General features: G+C 70.9%; 16 protein-coding genes. 13 read left to right on the top strand and 3 right to left on the bottom strand.

What is annotated here, in order from left to right; genetic code table 11:
* From ACODT0_RS04565 to ACODT0_RS04540, 6 genes are all read left to right on the top strand, one after another.
* Nucleotides 1-960, top strand: coding sequence for a branched-chain amino acid ABC transporter permease (locus ACODT0_RS04565; protein WP_489040716.1), 960 nt, complete (start codon nt 1-3; stop codon nt 958-960).
* Complete coding sequence (locus ACODT0_RS04560) at nt 957-1,724, top strand: ABC transporter ATP-binding protein (protein ID WP_489040715.1); 768 nt, start codon at nt 957-959, stop codon at nt 1,722-1,724. Before ACODT0_RS04565 ends, ACODT0_RS04560 begins: the two co-directional genes overlap by 4 nt.
* On the top strand, nt 1,721-2,434 hold the full coding sequence (locus ACODT0_RS04555) for an ABC transporter ATP-binding protein (RefSeq protein ID WP_395348310.1): 714 nt from the start codon (nt 1,721-1,723) through the stop codon (nt 2,432-2,434). The genes ACODT0_RS04560 and ACODT0_RS04555 overlap by 4 nt, the downstream gene beginning before the upstream one ends.
* 27 nt (nt 2,435-2,461) lie before the next feature.
* Entirely contained in the window at nt 2,462-3,715 is a 1,254-nt protein-coding gene (locus tag ACODT0_RS04550; protein WP_413764142.1) for a Zn-dependent hydrolase, read from the top strand.
* Complete coding sequence (locus ACODT0_RS04545; protein ID WP_261207721.1) at nt 3,712-5,187, top strand: M81 family metallopeptidase; 1,476 nt, start codon at nt 3,712-3,714, stop codon at nt 5,185-5,187. The genes ACODT0_RS04550 and ACODT0_RS04545 overlap by 4 nt, the downstream gene beginning before the upstream one ends.
* 100 nt (nt 5,188-5,287) lie before the next feature.
* On the top strand, nt 5,288-5,665 hold the full coding sequence (locus ACODT0_RS04540) for a nuclear transport factor 2 family protein (RefSeq protein ID WP_057589576.1): 378 nt from the start codon (nt 5,288-5,290) through the stop codon (nt 5,663-5,665).
* A 1-nt stretch (nt 5,666) separates the two neighbouring features.
* Here ACODT0_RS04540 and ACODT0_RS04535 read toward each other — a convergent pair whose 3' ends face one another.
* On the bottom strand, nt 5,667-6,812 hold the full coding sequence (locus tag ACODT0_RS04535; RefSeq protein ID WP_057589577.1) for a helix-turn-helix domain-containing protein: 1,146 nt from the start codon (nt 6,810-6,812) through the stop codon (nt 5,667-5,669).
* Nucleotides 6,813-7,029: 217 nt separating this feature from the next.
* On the opposite strand from ACODT0_RS04535, the gene ACODT0_RS04530 reads away from it, so the two are divergent.
* From ACODT0_RS04530 to ACODT0_RS04500, 7 genes are all read left to right on the top strand, one after another.
* Complete coding sequence (locus tag ACODT0_RS04530) at nt 7,030-7,533, top strand: (2Fe-2S)-binding protein (RefSeq protein WP_057589578.1); 504 nt, start codon at nt 7,030-7,032, stop codon at nt 7,531-7,533.
* A 10-nt stretch (nt 7,534-7,543) separates the two neighbouring features.
* Nucleotides 7,544-9,931: a xanthine dehydrogenase family protein molybdopterin-binding subunit gene (locus ACODT0_RS04525; protein WP_489040714.1), complete on the top strand. Its 2,388-nt coding sequence runs from the start codon at nt 7,544-7,546 to the stop codon at nt 9,929-9,931.
* Nucleotides 9,932-9,970: 39 nt separating this feature from the next.
* Complete coding sequence (locus ACODT0_RS04520; RefSeq protein ID WP_489040713.1) at nt 9,971-10,762, top strand: FAD binding domain-containing protein; 792 nt, start codon at nt 9,971-9,973, stop codon at nt 10,760-10,762.
* 185 nt (nt 10,763-10,947) lie between these two features.
* On the top strand, nt 10,948-11,853 hold the full coding sequence (locus tag ACODT0_RS04515; RefSeq protein WP_489040712.1) for an AAA family ATPase: 906 nt from the start codon (nt 10,948-10,950) through the stop codon (nt 11,851-11,853).
* 12 nt (nt 11,854-11,865) lie between these two features.
* A complete protein-coding gene (locus ACODT0_RS04510; protein WP_489040711.1) occupies nt 11,866-13,068 on the top strand; it encodes a vWA domain-containing protein in 1,203 nt (400 codons plus the stop codon).
* A 45-nt stretch (nt 13,069-13,113) separates the two neighbouring features.
* Nucleotides 13,114-13,782, top strand: a complete 669-nt coding sequence (locus ACODT0_RS04505) for an SRPBCC family protein (protein WP_489040710.1) — start codon at nt 13,114-13,116, stop codon at nt 13,780-13,782.
* Nucleotides 13,783-13,821: 39 nt separating this feature from the next.
* Nucleotides 13,822-14,838 (top strand): XdhC family protein, encoded by a 1,017-nt coding sequence (locus ACODT0_RS04500; protein WP_422097713.1) that lies wholly within the window; start codon nt 13,822-13,824, stop codon nt 14,836-14,838.
* 10 nt (nt 14,839-14,848) lie between these two features.
* Here the strand turns inward: ACODT0_RS04500 and ACODT0_RS04495 are convergent, their stop codons facing one another.
* Together ACODT0_RS04495 and ACODT0_RS04490 are read right to left on the bottom strand one after the other, a co-directional pair.
* Complete coding sequence (locus ACODT0_RS04495) at nt 14,849-15,637, bottom strand: ABC transporter ATP-binding protein (RefSeq protein ID WP_413764134.1); 789 nt, start codon at nt 15,635-15,637, stop codon at nt 14,849-14,851.
* On the bottom strand, nt 15,634-16,701 hold the full coding sequence (locus ACODT0_RS04490) for a dihydrodipicolinate synthase family protein (protein ID WP_489040709.1): 1,068 nt from the start codon (nt 16,699-16,701) through the stop codon (nt 15,634-15,636). The genes ACODT0_RS04495 and ACODT0_RS04490 overlap by 4 nt, the downstream gene beginning before the upstream one ends.
* Nucleotides 16,702-16,705 lie beyond the last annotated feature (4 nt).

The following is a 16,705-nucleotide window of genomic DNA, read 5'->3' as shown; positions in this document are numbered from 1 at the left end:
ATGCCCAGAAAAATCACTTTCCTGCTGGCACTGGCCGTCACGCTGGCGCTGCCGCTTTTCATGCGCTCGGGCTCGCTCGCGAGCGAGGTGCTGATCTACGCGCTCGCCGCGCTCGGCTGCAACCTGCTCTTGGGCTACACGGGCCTGCTGTCCTTCGGCCAGGGCATCTTCTTCGGCCTGGGCAGCTACACCATCGCGATCCTGCTCACGCGGCTCGCGCTGCCGATGCCGCTGGCGCTGCTCGCGGCCATCGGCATGGGCGCGCTCGGCGCGGCGCTGGTCGGCTGGGTCGCGATCCGCCAGCGCGGCACCTACTTCGTGATGCTCACGCTGGCCTTCGCGCAGATGTTCTATTTCGTGGCCTACACCGCCTCGGGCCTGACCGGTGGCGACAATGGCCTGCTCGACGTGCCGCGCCCGGCCTTCATGGACACGCCGTGGAAGTACTACGCCTTCGTGGCCGTGATGTTCCTGATCGCTTTCGGCCTGCTGCTGCGCGTGACCGATTCGGTGTTCGGCCGCACGCTGCTGGCGATCCGCGACAACGGCGACCGCGCCGCCGCGGTGGGCTACGACCTGCGGCGCTTCAAGCTGCTGGCCTTCGTGATCTCGGGCGCCGTCACCGGCCTCGCGGGCGGACTGCACGCCATGATGACCGGCATCGCGCCGCTGTCGAACGCCGAGTACCACACGAGCGAGATGATCCTGGTCATCACCGTGATCGGCGGCACCGGCAACCTGTTCGCCTCGGTGCTGGGCTCGGCCTTCTACGTGCTGCTGGCCGACTGGCTCTCCACGCTGTGGCCGCGCTGGCTGCTGCTGCTGGGGCTGCTGCTGATCGGCGTGAGCATCGGCATGCAGCGCGGTCTCTGGGGGCTGGGCGAGAGCGCCTGGCGACGCATCTTCGGGAAGGGCGCGCAAGGCGCCGGCGCCTCCGCCGCGCAGGGAGAGAAAGCATGAGCGACGTCCTCATCGAAGCCGTCGGCGTCACCAAGCACTACGGCAAGTTCGCCGCGCTCGGCGGCGTCGACCTCCAGATCCGCCGCAACACCGTGCACTCGGTGATCGGCCCGAACGGCGCGGGCAAGACCACGCTGTTCCACATGCTCACGGGCACCGGCACCACCACCGGCGGGCGCATCCTGTTCGACGGCCACGACGTGACGCGCGAGCCCGACCACCGCCGCGTGCAGCGCGGCATGGCGCGCTCGTTCCAGGTCACGAGCCTGTTCGGCAGCCTCGCGGTGCGCGAGAACCTGCGCGTGGCGGCGCAGGGCATCGCGCCGCGCCAGGCCATGAACTGCTGGCGCGCGCCGGTCGGCGACATGGCCTGCAAGGCGATCGTGGACGAGGTGCTGCAGCGCGTGGGCCTCGAGCGCTTCGCCCACGTGCCGGCGGCCGAGCTCTCGCACGGCCAGCAGCGGCGGCTCGAGGTCGGCATGGCGCTGGCCGCGCGGCCGAAGGCGATCTTCCTCGACGAGCCGACCTCGGGCATGGGCATCGACGACCTCGACGACATGAAGCAGCTGATCCGCGGCCTGCGCGAGGAGCACACCGTGGTGCTGATCGAACACAACATGAACATCGTGATGGACATCTCCGACACCGTGACCGTGATGCAGCTGGGCCGCGTGCTGGCCGAGGGGCTGCCGGGCGACATCCGCGCCGATGCGCGCGTGCGCAGCGCCTACCTCGGCAACATGATCACGGGAGGCAAGGCATGAGCGGCGGGAACATCCTCGAGGTCGAGGGCCTGCATGCGCACTACGGCAAGAGCCATGTGCTGCAGGGCGTGTCGCTGCGCGTGGGCGAGGCCGAACTGGTGACGCTGCTGGGCCGCAACGGCGCGGGCAAGTCGACCACGCTCAAGAGCATCGCGGGCGCGGTCACGCCCACGGCCGGGCGCGTGCGCTTCCAGGGCGCCGACATCGCGGGCCAGCCCGCGCACCGCATCGCCGCGCGCGGCGTCTGCCTGGTGCCCGAGCACCGCGGCATCTTCAAGCTGCTGACGGTCGAGGAGAACCTGCTGCTCGGCCAGCGGCGCGAGTCGCCGTGGCAGCTCGACGACATCTACCGCATCTTTCCGCGCCTGAAGGAGCGACGCCGCAACGGCGGCGGCCAGCTCTCGGGCGGCGAGCAGCAGATGCTGGCGATCGGCCGCGCGCTGATGAACCACCCGCGCCTCCTGATCCTCGACGAGCCGGTCGAGGGCCTGGCGCCGGTGATCGTGGAGGAGATCGTCGCGCAGCTCCAGACCATCAAGGCCGCGGGCGTCGCGATCCTGCTGGTGGAACAGAACCTCGAGGTCTGCGTGCAACTCGCCGATCGCCACTACATCGTCGAGCAGGGCCGGATCGTGCACGAGGCCGGCAATGCCGCCTTCATGGCCGATCACGACGTGAAAGACCGCTACCTGGGCGTGGGCCTCGCCTGAGGCGCCCCCATCGATTCAAAGAAAACCATGACACCACACACCGAACTGCGTATCGACGGCCAGCGCCTCTGGCGCTCGCTGATGGAACTGGCGCGCCTGGGCGCCACCGAGAAGGGCGGCGTCTGCCGCATCGCGCTGACCGAACTCGACCGCCAGGGCCGCGACCTGTTCGTGCGCTGGGCGCGCGAGGCGGGCTGCGAGGTGCGCGTCGACGCCATCGGCAACATCTTCGCGCGCCGCGCCGGCCGCAACGCCGCGCTGCCGCCGGTCACCACCGGCAGCCACATCGACACCCAGCCCACGGGCGGCAAGTTCGATGGCAACTACGGCGTGCTGGCCGGACTGGAAGTGATCCGCTGCCTCAACGACGCGGGCGTGCAGACCGAGGCGCCGATCGAGGTGGCCGTGTGGACCAACGAGGAGGGCTCGCGCTTCGTGCCCGTGATGATGGGCTCGGGCGTGTTCGCCGATGCCTTCACGCTCGAGCATGCGCTCGCGCAGCGCGACACCGAGGGCGTGAGCGTGGCCGAGGCGCTCGCGGCCATCGGCTACGCGGGCAGCGTGCCGGCCTCGGCGGCTTCGTCGCCGGTCGGCGCCTACTTCGAGGCGCACATCGAGCAGGGCCCGGTGCTCGAGGCGCACGAGCGCGTCATCGGCGTGGTCGAGGGCGCGCTGGGCCAGCGCTGGTACGACGTGGTGCTGCAGGGCATGGAGGCGCATGCCGGTCCCACGCCGATGGAGCTGCGCAAGGACGCGCTGCTCGCGGCCGCCGAACTGGTGACCGAGGTCAACCGCATCGCGCTGGCCCATGCGCCGCACGGGCGCGGCACGGTCGGCTGGATCGATGCCTATCCGAACTCGCGCAACGTGATCCCGGGCCGCGTGAAGCTCAGCGTGGACCTGCGCGCGGCCGACGACGTGGTGCTGTCGGCGATGGACGCCGCGCTCAAGGCCGCGGTGCAGCGCATCGCGGGCACGTCGAAGGTGGAGGCGACGCTCGAGCAGGTCGTGTACTTCCCGCCGCAGCCCTTCACGCCGGCGCTGGTGTCGGCGGTGCGCGAAGCGGCCGAGGCGCAGGGCCTGGGCTGGATGAACGTGATCAGCGGCGCGGGCCACGACGCGGTGTACCTGGCGCGCGTATGCCCCGCGGCGATGATCTTCGTGCCCTGCCGCGACGGCATCAGCCACAACGAGATCGAGGACGCGCAGCCCGATCATCTCGAGGCCGGCTGCAATGTGTTGCTGCAGGCGATGCTCCGCAGCGCCGGGGTGGCCGCATGAAGGTGCTGATCGCGCGTCTCAACCACGAGACCAACACCTTCTCGCCCGTGCCCACGCCGCTCGCGGCCTTCGGGCCCGACGGCCCGACCTTCGGCGCGCAGGCCTACCGCGACAACAAGGGCATGCGCACCGCGATGTCGGCCTTCATCGACCTGGCCGAGGCGGCCGGCGCCGAGCTGGTCACGCCGGTGTCGGCCTCGGCCAACCCGAGCGGGCCGGTCGATGCGCGTGCCTACGACGCGCTCACGCAACGCATCGTCGATGCGGCGCCGGGCTGCGACGCGATCCTGCTCGACCTGCATGGCGCGATGGTGGCCCACAACAGCGCGGACGGCGAGGGCGACCTGCTGCTGCGGCTGCGCGCGGCCGCGCCCGGCGTGCCGATCGGCGTGGCGCTCGACCTGCATGCCAACGTCACGCCCGCGATGGTGGAGAACGCCGACGTGATCGTCGGCTTCAAGACCTATCCGCACGTCGACATGTACGAGACCGGTGAACACGCGGGCCGGCTGCTGCTCGACCTGCTGGCGGGGCGCGGGCGGCCCGCGATGCGCTGGCATTCGCTGCCGCTGATGGCCCACACGCTGCGCAGCGCCTCCTACACCGGCGCGATGCAGCGCGCCATCGACGCCGCGCGCGCGGCCGAGGCCTCGGGCGAATCGCTCGCGGTGTCGATCCTCGCGGGCTTCTCGCTGTCGGACATCGAGGCGCCGTGCATGAGCGTGATCGTGGTCGACGCGCAGTCGGGCGAGCGCGCGCAGGCCACGGCCGACCGCATCGCGGCGCAGATGTGGAACGAGCGCGAGGCCTTCGTCTACGACAGCGAGCCGCTGGCCGACTCGGTCGCGCGCGCGAAGCAGCTGGCCGAAGGCGCCGAGCGTCCGGTGCTGCTGCTCGACCATGGCGACAACTGCATGTCGGGCGGCAGCTGCGACACCATAGACGTGCTGCAGGAGGCGCTGGCCCAGGGGCTCGAGGGCATCGGCGTCGGGCCGCTGTGCGATCCCGAGGCGGTGGCCGAACTGGTCGCGGCGGGCGAGGGCGCAACTGCGACGGTGGCGCTGGGCAACAAGGTCTCGCTGGCCGGCATCGGCCGCGAGAGCGCGCCGGTCCGGCTCACGGGCATCGTGCGCACGATCTGCGACGGTGAGTACGTCATCACCGGCCCGACCTACACCGGCCAGCGCGCCAGCATGGGCCGCACGGTGCTGTTCGACATCGGCGCCGCGCGCATCGTGGTCACCGAGCGCACGCAGGAGCCGTGGGACATCGGCGTGTTCGCATGCACGGGGCTCGATCCGCGCCGCGAGCGCTTCCTGCTGCTGAAGTCGCGCATGTACTGCCGGCCGGTGTTCGAGCCGCTCGCGGCCGCGCTGGTGGAGTGCGACAGCCGCGGCGTGACCAGTTCGGACTACGGACTGTTCCCGTTCGGCAAGGTGCGGCGGCCGGTGTTTCCGCTCGACCCGATCTGAAGGCTTTCATGACCTCCCACGTCATGGACCCCGAGCGCCGCTGAAACGACCATTCCTTCACCCCGCAACGTCGCGGGATTCAACGAAAGGAATCGTCGCCATGAACACCGCCGCCCACGACCCCGCCGCCATCGCCCAGGGCTATATCGCCGTCTGGAACGAGACCGATCCCGCGCGCCGCGCCGCGCTGCTCGAAGCCGGCTGGTCGGCCGACGCGCAGTACGTCGACCCGCTCATGCAGGGCAGCGGCCATGCGCAGATCAGCGCGCTGGTCGGCGCCGTGCACCAGCGCTACCCGGGCTTCCGCTTCAACCTGCTGGGCAAGGCCGACGCGCACGGCGACCATGTGCGCTTCTCGTGGACGCTCGGGCCGAGCGGCGCCGAGGACCTGATCCAGGGCACCGACTTCGTGCGGCTGGACGCGGGCAAGCTGCGCTCGGTGACCGGCTTTCTCGACAAGGTGCCGGTCGGCGCCTGAGTCAGTCCGCGGTGCCGGTGCCGCGCCCGCGCCAGAGCTTGCGGTAGACGGTGGCGCGGCTGATGCCCAGCGCGCGCGCCGCCTCGGCCACGTTGCCGCGGGCATCGGCCACGGCCTTGCGGATCAGCGCGGTTTCCACGTCGCGCAGCCGCGGTCGCGGCTCGGGCGCGGCGGCGCCGTGGCTGCTGCCGTCGCCGCGCTGGGGCCGCACCTGCACCCGCAGGCCCGACCACAGCGGCACCTCGAGCACCGCGTCGCCGCGCCGCGCGGCATCGAACAGCATGTCGAGCGGCAGCGCGAACAGGTCGTTGCAATGCAGGCCGCCCTGGCTGCGCGCCAGCGGCTGGTGCAGCATTTGCCGCGCCGCAGCATTGGCGCCCGTGACGTTGCCGCCGCCGTCGATGCACAGCAGGCCCTCGGCCGCCTCGCTGGTGGCGCAGCCGGGCCAGGCCAGGCGCAGCAGCATCGCACAGGGCGCGCGCAGCACCAGCGCGTTCTCGATGCTGCGCGCCGACAGGGTCGCGAGGTGGCGCAGCTCGGGCCGCTCGGCCACCTGCACGCCGGTCAGGTCGAGCATGCCGATGCAGTCGCCCTGGGGACCGAACAGCGGCGCGCCGGCGCAGCTGTAGACGCTGGTGTCGTCGAAGAAATGCTCGCCGCCGTGCAGCCAGACCGACTCCTGCTCGGCCAGCGCGGTGCCGATCGCGCTGGTGCCGATGGCGCGCTCCGACAGGTCGACGCCGATGCGCCCGATGTTGCGCGCATAGCGGCTCGCGTCGTCGGTGCCGTCGGGCAGCACGCCGAGGTCGACCACGATGCCCTCGGCATCGGTGAGCACGGCGAAATAGCGGGTGTCGGCGATGGCGCGCGACAGGCGTTCGATCACCGGACGCGCGGCCGACACCAGGGCGCGGTTGCGCTCCATCACCTCGCGCTGGACGCCGCGGCTCACGGGCTCGAAGCTCACGCGCTGCTGCGGCTGCTGGCCGGCCTCGATGCAGCGCTGCCACGAGCGGGCGATCCAGGGTTCGATGCGGCTGCCGGGCGGAACGCGGAGATCGGCGGCATCGCCATGGATCAGGGCCTGTCGGGCCTGGGCGATGGCCAGCGAGCGCTCGGGTGTCGGCAGGGCGTTGGAAGCGAGCATCTTGTTTGCGGGGCGCGTGGGACGCCCGTTTTGGGGACCTGCCGAACGGCAAGCTGTTTCATTTTGAGAATTTCAGGCCCCCGGCGCAAGCGTCGAGGGTTTTGCCTAGGATAGTGCAGGGGGTCGGCATCCAAGATGCCCACGGGGCCCGCCCATGCCGCCACGCCGCAGCGTGGGTGCGGGCCTGTCAGCCATCACCCTTCACGGAGACAGCCACATGCAGGTAGCCCTCAAGGTCAACGGCCGCTCGGTCACCGTCGACGCGCCACCCAACACCCTCCTCGTGCACGCGATCCGCGAGCACCTCCACCTCACCGGCACCCACGTCGGCTGCGACACCGCCCAGTGCGGGGCCTGCACCGTCCACGTCGACGGTCGCGCCGTCAAGTCGTGCAACATCCTGGCGGCCCAGGTGGCCGGCGCCGAGATCACCACCATCGAGGGCGTGGCCCAGCCCGACGGCACCATGCACCCGATGCAGGCCGCGTTCAAGGAATGCCACGGCCTGCAATGCGGCTTCTGTACCCCGGGGATGGTCATGAGCGCCATCGACCTGTGCACCCACCACCCCAAGTCGAGCGAATCCGAGATCCGCGAGCTGCTCGACGGCAACCTGTGCCGCTGTACCGGCTACCAGAACATCGTCAAGGCCGTGCAGATGGGCGGCGAGGCCATGGCCTCGGGCAAGCCGGTTCCGGTCCAGGCCACGGCCGCGGCCTGAGGAGAGCGACATGGGTGCCTCCGACTTCGCGAGCCTGCCGCACATCGGCAACGCGCTGCGGCGCAAGGAAGACTACCGGTTCCTGACCGGTGCGGGCAACTACACCGACGACATCACGCTGGCGAACCAGTCGCACGCGGTGTTCGTCCGCTCCCCGCACGCGCATGCGCGCATCGTCTCGGTCGACATCGTCGACGCGCTCACGATGCCCGGCGTGGTCGGCATCTTCAGCGGCAAGGACATCGAGGGCAAGATGGGCGGGCTGCCCTGCGGCTGGCTGATCAACAACCCCGACGGCACGCCGATGAAGGAGCCGATGCACCCGATCCTCGCGATCAACAAGGTGCGCTATGTCGGCGACCATGTCGCGATGGTGGTGGCCGAGACGGTCGAGCAGGCGAAGAACGCCGCCGAGGCCGTGGTGGTCGAGTACGAGGTGCTGCCCGCATTGGTCGGCGTGGCCGACGCGGCGAAGAAGGCCGGCGGCGTCACGATCCACGACGAGGCGCCCGACAACCAGTGCTACAAGTGGGCGCTGGGCGACAAGGCGGCGGTCGATGCCGCCTTCGCGGGCGCCGCGCACGTCACGAAGCTCGACCTGGTCAACAACCGGCTGATCCCCAACCCGATCGAGCCGCGCGTGGCCATCGGCAGCTACAGCCGCGGCACCGACGACTACACGCTCTACGTCTCGAACCAGAACCCGCACGTCGAGCGGCTGCTGATGACGGCCTTCGTGCTGGGCCTGCCCGAGCACAAGGTGCGCGTGATCGCGCCCGACGTGGGCGGCGGCTTCGGCTCGAAGATCTTCCTCTACGCCGAGGACGTGTGCCTGACCTGGGCCGCCAAGCAGCTCAACCGCAACATCAAGTGGACGGCCGAGCGCTCGGAATGCTTCCTGTCGGACGCGCACGGCCGCGACCACGTGAGCCATGCCGAGATGGCGATGGACAGTCAAGGCAAGTTCCTCGCGATGCGGGTCCACACCGACGCCAACCTCGGCGCCTACCTGTCGACCTTCTCGACCGCGGTGCCGACCATCCTCTACGCCACCCTGCTCGCGGGCCAGTACACCACGCCGCAGATCTACGTCGAGGTCGATGCCTGGTTCACCAACACGGCACCGGTCGACGCCTACCGCGGCGCCGGCCGGCCCGAGGCCACCTACCTGCTCGAGCGGCTGGTCTCGCGCTGCGCCTGGGAAATGAACCTGGGCCAGGACGAGATCCGCCAGCGCAACTTCATCACCGCCTTCCCGTACCAGACGCCGGTGGCGCTGCAGTACGACACCGGCGACTTCCATGCCTGCATGGACAAGGCGCGCAAGCTGGCCGAGGTCGAGGGCTATGCCCAGCGCAAGTCGGCCAGCGAGGCGGCCGGCAAGCTGCGCGGCATCGGCTACTCGAGCTACATCGAGGCCTGCGGCATCGCGCCGTCGAACATCGCGGGCGCGCTCGGCGCGCGCGCGGGCCTGTTCGAGTGCGGCGAGATCCGCGTGCACCCGACCGGCAGCGTGACGGTGTTCACCGGCTCGCACAGCCATGGCCAGGGCCACGAGACCACCTTCGCGCAGGTGGTGGCGGCGCGCCTGGGCATCGCGGTCGAGGCGGTCGACGTGGTGCACGGCGACACCGGCCGCGTGCCCTTCGGCATGGGCACCTACGGCTCGCGCTCGATCTCGGTCGGCGGCGCGGCCATCATGAAGGCGCTCGACAAGATCGAGGCCAAGGCCAAGAAGATCGCGGCCCACCTGATGGAGGCGAGCGACGCCGACATCGAGTTCGCCAACGGCGAGTTCACGGTCAAGGGCACCGACAAGAAGATCCCGTTCGGCCAGGTGGCGCTGACGGCCTACGTGCCGCACAACTACCCGCTCGACAAGCTCGAGCCGGGCCTCAACGAGACCGCCTTCTACGACCCGACCAACTTCACCTTCCCGGGCGGCACCTACATCTGCGAGGTCGAGATCGACAAGCAGACGGGCGAGGTGCGCGTGGACCGCTTCACCGCGGTGGACGACTTCGGCACCATCATCAATCCGATGATCGTCGAGGGCCAGGTGCACGGCGGGCTGGTGCAGGGCATCGGCCAGGCGTTGCTCGAGAACTGCGTCTACGACAACGAGACCGGCCAGCTGCTCACCGGCAGCTTCATGGACTACGCCATGCCGCGCGCCGCCGAGTTCCCGCAGTTCAAGCTCGACACCGTCTGCACGCCCTGCACCCACAACCCGCTGGGCACCAAGGGCTGCGGCGAGGCGGGCGCGATCGGCTCGCCGCCGGCGGTCATCAACGCCGTGCTCGATGCGCTGGCACCGCTGGGCGTGAAAGACTTCGACATGCCGGCCTCTTCGAGCCGCGTCTGGGAAGCGATGCAGAAGGCAGGCGCCGCCGCCTGATCACCCCCCCATATCTATAAATAAAGAAGGAACCACCCCATGTACGCCTTCACGTTCGAACGGCCCGCGGCCCTGGCCGACGCCGTCAAGCTGGCCGAAGCCGGCGGCAAGCCCCTGGCGGGCGGCCAGACCCTGCTGGCCTCGATGAAGCTGCGCCTGTCGGCGCCCGAGCAGCTTGTCGACCTCGGCGGCATCAAGGAACTCACCGGCATCCGGAAGGATGGCGATGCCCTCGTCATCGGTGCCATGTCGCGCCACCTCGACGTGGCCAACAACGCCGAGGTGAAGGCCGCCTTCCCGGCGCTGGCCGACCTGGCCTCGCGCATCGGCGACCGGCAGGTGCGCGCGATGGGCACCATCGGCGGCTCGGTGGCCAACAACGATCCGGCCGCCTGCTATCCGAGCGCGGTGCTGGCAACGGGCGCGACCGTGGTCACCACGAAGCGCGAGATCGCGGCCGACGACTTCTTCCTGGGCCTGTTCACCACCGCGCTCGAGGATGGCGAGCTGATCACCGCGATCCGCTTCCCGATCCCGAAGCGCGCGGTCTACGAGAAGCTGCGCCAGAAGGCCTCGCATTTCCCGCTGGTCGGCGTGTTCCTCGCGCAGTACGACAGCGGCGTGCGCGTGGCCATCACCGGCGCGGGCAACGGCGTGTTCCGGCACGCGGGGCTCGAGGATGCGCTGAACAAGAGCTTCACCGCCGCCGCCGCGGCCGGCGTGAAGATCGACGCCAGCGAGCTCAACACCGACCTGCACGCCACGGCGGCCTACCGCGCCAACCTGATCAACGTGCTGACGCAGCGCGCGGTGACGAAGGCGCTGGGCTGATCCAGCAGCCGTCGAACACGGGCTGACCGGACGCGAAGAACGCGAAGGTTTCGCGAAGGGCGCAAAAGAACATCCGAAGAAGTTTTTCGGTTTCCCTTTCGCGCCCTTCGCGAAACCTTCGCGTCCTCTGCGTCCGGATGTCCGCTTCCCGGCGTCCTCCCTGCGGCCGTGCATTACCCTAGGCCATGACCTTCGAGACCATCGACTCCCTCACCGACGGCCTGCTGCGCGCCGGCTACTACGCCGACCGCCGGCTCGCGACCGCCGTGTTCCTCGCGCTGAAGCTGCAGCGCCCGCTGCTGCTCGAGGGCGAGCCCGGCGTGGGCAAGACCGAGCTCGCGAAGGCGCTGGCCAAGGCGCTGCAGCGCGAGCTGCTGCGGCTGCAGTGCTACGACGGCCTCGAGCAGCGCGAGGCGCTCTACGAATGGAACTACGCGGCGCAACTGCTGCACATGCGCGCGGTCGAGGCCTCGGGCGCGGTGCGCGACGTCGAGGCCGAGGTCTACCAGCCGCACTACCTGATCCGTCGCCCGCTGCTGCAGGCGCTGCAGGCGCCGGCCCCGGGCGCGGTGCTGCTGATCGACGAGGTCGACCGCGCCGACGAGCCCTTCGAGGCCTTCCTGCTCGAGTACCTCGGCGAGTACCAGGTCAGCATTCCCGAGCTCGGCACCATCCGCGCCGCGGTGGCGCCGGTCACCATCCTCACGAGCAACCGCACGCGCGAACTCAACGACGCCGTGAAGCGGCGCTGTCTCTACCACTGGCTCGACTATCCCGAGCGCGAACGCGAACTGGCCATCGTGCGTGCCCAGGTGCCGGGCGTGGGCGAGAAGCTGTCGGCGCAGGTGGCCGATTTCGCGGCCCGCCTGCGCAGCGCGCCCTTCGTCAACGCCTTCCAGCGCGCGCCCGGCATTGCCGAGAGCGTGGAGTGGGCGCGCGCGCTGATCGCGCTCGACACGATCGAGCTCGACCCCGAGGTGGTGTCCGACACCGCCGGCATCCTGTTCAAGCAGCGCGACGACGTGGCGGCGCTGACGCGCGAGCTGGCGAGCGAGCTGCTGAAGCCGGAACCGGAGCAGGCCGGCGCGTGAGATGAGGCCGCGATGCAACAGCTAGGCGACGCCCGCACCGGCAAGCTGGCCGGCAACATCGCCGCCTTCGGCCGGGCGCTGCGCCGCGCGGGCGTGCGCACCGACGCCGCGCGCATCGCGCTGGCCGAGGAGGCTGCCTCGCTGGTCGGCGTGGAACGCCGGCTCGACCTGAGCGCCGCGCTCGAGGCCGTGATGGTCAGCCGCGAGCAGGACCGGCTGGTGTTCCGCGAGCTGTTCGACGCCTGGTTCCGCGATCCCGAACTCGCCAACAAGCTGCTCGCGCAGATGCTGCCGAGCGCCGAGGGCAAGGCCGAGCCCTCGAAGCGCCGGCCGCGCGTGCGCGAGGCGCTGGCCGCGCCGCGCGATCCGCACAAGCCGGCGCTGGCCGCTCTGCCCGACAAGGAAGTCGAGTTCGACGCCGCCATGACCGCGAGCGACCGCCAGCGGCTGCACCATGCCGACTTCAACGCGCTGGGCGCGGCCGAGTACCGGCTGGTCGAGCGGCTGGCGCGCGACATCTCGCTGCCCGTGCCGCGGCTGCCCACGCGGCGCCTGCGCCCGGCCGGCGAGAACGGCCGCCATGCGCGCATGCACTGGCCCGGCGTGCTGCACGAGGCGGCGCGCACCGGCGGCGAGATGCTGCGCCTGCCGCGGCTGGCGCGGCGCGAACAGCCGCTGCCGCTCTTGGTGCTGGTCGACGTCTCGGGCTCGATGGAGCGCTATGCGCGGCTGCTGCTGGCCTTCCTGCACGCGGCCACGCGGCGCGCGGGCCGGCGCGACGTGTTCGCCTTCGGCACCGGGCTGACCGACCTCACGCCGGCCTTCCGGCTGGCCGACACCGACGACATGCTGGGCGCGGCCAGCCTCGCGATCGACGATTTCGCGGGCGGCACGCGGCTCGGCAGCTCGCTGGCCGAGCTGCGCCAGCGCCATGCGCGCCGGCTGACCGGCCGCCGCACGCTGGTGCTGGTCATCAGCGACGGGCTCGACACCGGCGAGCCGGCCCAGCTCGCGCAGGAACTGCAGTGGCTGAAACGCCATTCGCGCCGGCTGCTGTGGCTCAACCCGCTGCTGCGCTTCGAGGGCTACGCCCCTTTGGCGCGTGGGGCCGGCGTGCTGCACCGCCATGCGGACGCGATGCTCGCGGTTCACAATCTCAGCGCGCTCGAACAGCTGGCCGCGAGTCTCGCGGCACTGATGCGGTCGGGGCGCTAGCCGCCTTCGGGCCGCGGGACAGGATCACAAGAAGGAAACACCACCATGGAAATGCTCGGTAACCGCCGGCTCGCCATCACCCAGCAACAGGCCTGGGAGGCGCTCAACGACCCGGAAACGCTCAAGAAGTGCATTCCCGGCTGCGACAAGTTCGAGCTCACGGGTGAGAACACCTACAGCGTGGGCCTCGCGGTCAAGATCGGCCCGGTGTCGGCCAAGTTCAGCGGCAAGGTGATGCTCTCGGACATCGTCGCGCCCGACGGCTACAAGCTCACCTTCGAAGGGCAGGGCGGCGTGGCCGGCTTCGCCAAGGGCTCGTCGAGCGTGACCTTGCGGCCGCTGGCCGATGCCGCGCCGGCCGCGCCCGCGGATGCGCCCGTGGCCGAGGGCGCCGAGCCGGCCCCGGCCCTCGCCCCCGCCGGCTGCGAGCTCGACTACACCGTGCAGGCCCAGGTCGGCGGCAAGATCGCCCAGCTCGGCCAGCGCCTGATCGACGGCGCGGCCAAGTCCACGGCCGACGATTTCTTCAAGCGCTTCGAAGCCGAAATGCAAAGCCGCTACGGCCCGCCGCCTGCGGCCGCGCCCGAGAATGCGGAAGCGCAGGCCGAGAAGACCGGCGCGGTGGCCGGCTTCATGAAGAAGATCGGCCTCGGCAAGAAATCGGACAAGGACGCCGAGCCCGGCACGGGCGGCGACTCCTCCAGCGGCGGCTGAGACGGCCGCCAGGCTCCGGCCCCCACGAAAGAAGACGCGATGGAAAACCTCGACGTGATGGTGCTGCGCACGCTGCGCGACTGGCGGCGTGCCGGCAAGCGCGCGCTGCTGACCACGGTGGTGCGCACCTGGGGCTCGTCGCCGCGGCCCGTGGGCTCGATCATGGCGCTGGCCGAGGACGGCGCGGTGGTCGGCTCGGTCTCGGGCGGCTGCATCGAGGACGACCTGATCGCGCGCTACAGCCACGCCCACGGCCAGGCCCAGGAGGTGCCGCTGGGCGCGCCGCCCGCGCTGGTGAAGTACGGCATCACGGCCGACGAGGCCCACCGCTTCGGCCTGCCCTGCGGCGGCACGCTCGAGTTGCTGCTCGAGTACGCGCCCGACGCGGGTGCGCTCGACACGCTGGTGTCGCAGCTCGAGCAGGGCCGGCTGATGCGGCGCACCGTCGAGCTGGCCACGGGCGTGGTGCGGCTCGAGGAGGCCAAGGCGCCCGACGAACTCACGGTGAACGACACCGAGCTCGCCAACACCTTCGGCCCCGAGTACCGCATGCTGCTGATCGGCGCCGGCCAGCTCGCCGAGTACCTCGCGACGATGGCCAAGTTCAGCGGCTTCGCGGTCACGCTGTGCGATCCGCGCGCCGAGTACCGCACCGCCTGGTCGCTGCCCGGCGTGCAGATCACCACCGAGATGCCCGACGATGCGGTGCTGGCCTTCCGGCCCGACCGCCGCAGCTGCGTGGTGGCGCTCACGCACGACCCCAAGCTCGACGACCTCGCGCTGCTGGAGGCGCTGCAGAGCGATGCCTTCTACGTGGGCGCGATCGGTTCGCGCCGCAATGCCGACGCGCGGCGCGACCGCATGATCGAGCACTTCGACCAGACCGCCGAATCGCTGGCGCGGCTGCGCGGGCCGATCGGCATCTACATCGGCAGCAAGACGCCGCCCGAGATCGCGGTCAGCGTGATGGCGGAGATCCTCGCGGTGAAGAACGCCGTGCCGCTGCCGCGCGAGATGGAAGTGGCGCGCGCCAAGGAACGGCTGCTGCCGGCCTGAGCCGCAGGGTCTATTCGACGCCGAGCAGGTCGTAGATGCGCCGCACGTAGAGGCCGAACTCGGCGCTGGTCTTGATGTGCAGCGTGCGCGGCGCTGGCAGCTCGATCGGAAAGAAGTCGGCCATGCGCGCCGGCCCCGCCGTGAGCACCGCGCAGTGCGAGCCGAGGAACACCGCCTCCTGGATGCTGTGCGTGACCACCACGAAGGTGGTGCGGCTGCGCTCCCAGATCCGCAGCATCTCGAGGTTCATCTTCTCGCGCGTGAGCGCATCGAGCGCGCCGAAGGGCTCGTCCATCAGCACCAGCTTGGGTTCGTGGATCAGCGCGCGCGCGATCGCGGCGCGCTGCTGCATGCCGCCCGAGAGCTCGTAGGGCCGCTTGTCGGCGAAGCCCGCGAGGCCGACCATCTCGAGCAGTTCGTGCGCGCGCTGCGTCGCGGCCTTGCGGTCGAGGCCCAGGATGTCGGCCGGCAGCAGCACGTTCTCGAGGATGGTGCGCCACTTCAGCAGCAGCGGCTGCTGGAACACCATGCCCACGTCGCGGCCCGGCTCGAAGGCCTGGTCGCCGCCGATCTCGAGCGTGCCGCCGTCGTGGCCGTGCAGCCCGGCGAGGATCTTCAGCAGCGTCGACTTGCCGCAGCCCGAGGGGCCGACCAGCGACACCATGTCGCCCGCGTGGATGTCCATCGTGACGTCGGAGACCGCGAGGAACTCCTGGTCGCGGCGGCGGTAGACCTTGCGCAGGCCGCGCATGCGGATCAGCGGCACTTCGACCTCGGCGCGGACGGCGGTCGCGGTCATGCCAGCCACCGTGCGAGGTTGTCGCGCACGAAGGCATCGTCGGCGAGGTCGCCGTGCGCGGCGTACACGCGGTCGATCTCCACCGACTGGCCCGCGCCCAGCCCTTCGGCCGGGTCGAGGCACCAGATGCCCTCGAGCAGCCCCTGGCGCCGCAGCACCTCGTGGCAGCCCGCGATGCAGCCGTGGAAATTGTTCGCCACGTCGAAGAAGGCGGCGTTGCAGTCGGTCACGCGCGCATCGAGCGCGAGCAGCTCGGGGCTCAGCGTGCCGTGGCCGGCCGCCAGCTCGGCCTGGATGCGCGCGAGCAGTCGCACCGCGCCCGCGGTCCACACCGACCAGTGGCCCAGCAGCCCGCCGCGAAAACGCACCTGCACCGGCGCGCCGTCGCGCATGGCCGCGAAGGGCAGGGCGAGGTCGAGCACGATGTGGTCGTCGTTGCCGGTGTAGAGGAACACGCGCTCCTCGGCGCGCGCCTCGATCACGCCGCGCACCACGTCGATGGTGCGATAGCGGTTGAAGGGCGCGACCTTGATCGCGAGCACGTTCGGGATCGATGCGAAGCGGCGCCAGAAGTCGCTCGACAGCACCGGGCCGCCGACCACGGTCTGCAGGTAGAAGCCGATCAGCGGGATCTCTTGCGCCACCGCCTCGCAGTGGGCGATCAGCGCGTCTTCCGAGGCGCCGGCCAGCGCGGCCAGGCTCAGGAGGCCCGCGTGGTAGCCGAGCGAGACGGCGGTGCGTGCCTCGGCGCTCGCCTGCGCGGTGGGGCCGCAGAGGCCGGCGATCATCGCCATCGGCCGGTCGCTCCAGGCCAGGCGGTCGGCCATCGCGGCCTTGAGCACCTCGGCATAGAGGCCGCGCTCGCGGATCGCGAACTGCGTGGTGTGCACGCCGACCGCGAGCCCGCCCGCGCCGGCATCGACGTAGTAGCGCGTGAGCGCGCGCTGGCGCCGGCGGTCGAAGCGGCGCTCGGCATCGAGCGCGAGCGGATGGGCCGGGATCACGGTGCCCTTGGCGAGCAGCGCGAGCACGTCGGCGGGCAGGTCGGAGCGGTTCAATGGCATGTGC

It is taken from the genome of Variovorax sp. FG153 (assembly GCF_057809595.1).
This window is presented reverse-complemented; position numbering and strand designations above follow the sequence as displayed.

Coding starts and splice junctions, on each gene's coding strand:
- ACODT0_RS04565 (WP_489040716.1), top strand. CDS start 1: ATGCCCAGAAAAATCACTTTCCTGCTGGCACTGGCCGTCACGCTGGCG.
- ACODT0_RS04560 (WP_489040715.1), top strand. CDS start 957: ATGAGCGACGTCCTCATCGAAGCCGTCGGCGTCACCAAGCACTACGGC.
- ACODT0_RS04555 (WP_395348310.1), top strand. CDS start 1,721: ATGAGCGGCGGGAACATCCTCGAGGTCGAGGGCCTGCATGCGCACTAC.
- ACODT0_RS04550 (WP_413764142.1), top strand. CDS start 2,462: ATGACACCACACACCGAACTGCGTATCGACGGCCAGCGCCTCTGGCGC.
- ACODT0_RS04545 (WP_261207721.1), top strand. CDS start 3,712: ATGAAGGTGCTGATCGCGCGTCTCAACCACGAGACCAACACCTTCTCG.
- ACODT0_RS04540 (WP_057589576.1), top strand. CDS start 5,288: ATGAACACCGCCGCCCACGACCCCGCCGCCATCGCCCAGGGCTATATC.
- ACODT0_RS04535 (WP_057589577.1), bottom strand. CDS start 6,812: ATGCTCGCTTCCAACGCCCTGCCGACACCCGAGCGCTCGCTGGCCATC.
- ACODT0_RS04530 (WP_057589578.1), top strand. CDS start 7,030: ATGCAGGTAGCCCTCAAGGTCAACGGCCGCTCGGTCACCGTCGACGCG.
- ACODT0_RS04525 (WP_489040714.1), top strand. CDS start 7,544: ATGGGTGCCTCCGACTTCGCGAGCCTGCCGCACATCGGCAACGCGCTG.
- ACODT0_RS04520 (WP_489040713.1), top strand. CDS start 9,971: ATGTACGCCTTCACGTTCGAACGGCCCGCGGCCCTGGCCGACGCCGTC.
- ACODT0_RS04515 (WP_489040712.1), top strand. CDS start 10,948: ATGACCTTCGAGACCATCGACTCCCTCACCGACGGCCTGCTGCGCGCC.
- ACODT0_RS04510 (WP_489040711.1), top strand. CDS start 11,866: ATGCAACAGCTAGGCGACGCCCGCACCGGCAAGCTGGCCGGCAACATC.
- ACODT0_RS04505 (WP_489040710.1), top strand. CDS start 13,114: ATGGAAATGCTCGGTAACCGCCGGCTCGCCATCACCCAGCAACAGGCC.
- ACODT0_RS04500 (WP_422097713.1), top strand. CDS start 13,822: ATGGAAAACCTCGACGTGATGGTGCTGCGCACGCTGCGCGACTGGCGG.
- ACODT0_RS04495 (WP_413764134.1), bottom strand. CDS start 15,637: ATGACCGCGACCGCCGTCCGCGCCGAGGTCGAAGTGCCGCTGATCCGC.
- ACODT0_RS04490 (WP_489040709.1), bottom strand. CDS start 16,701: ATGCCATTGAACCGCTCCGACCTGCCCGCCGACGTGCTCGCGCTGCTC.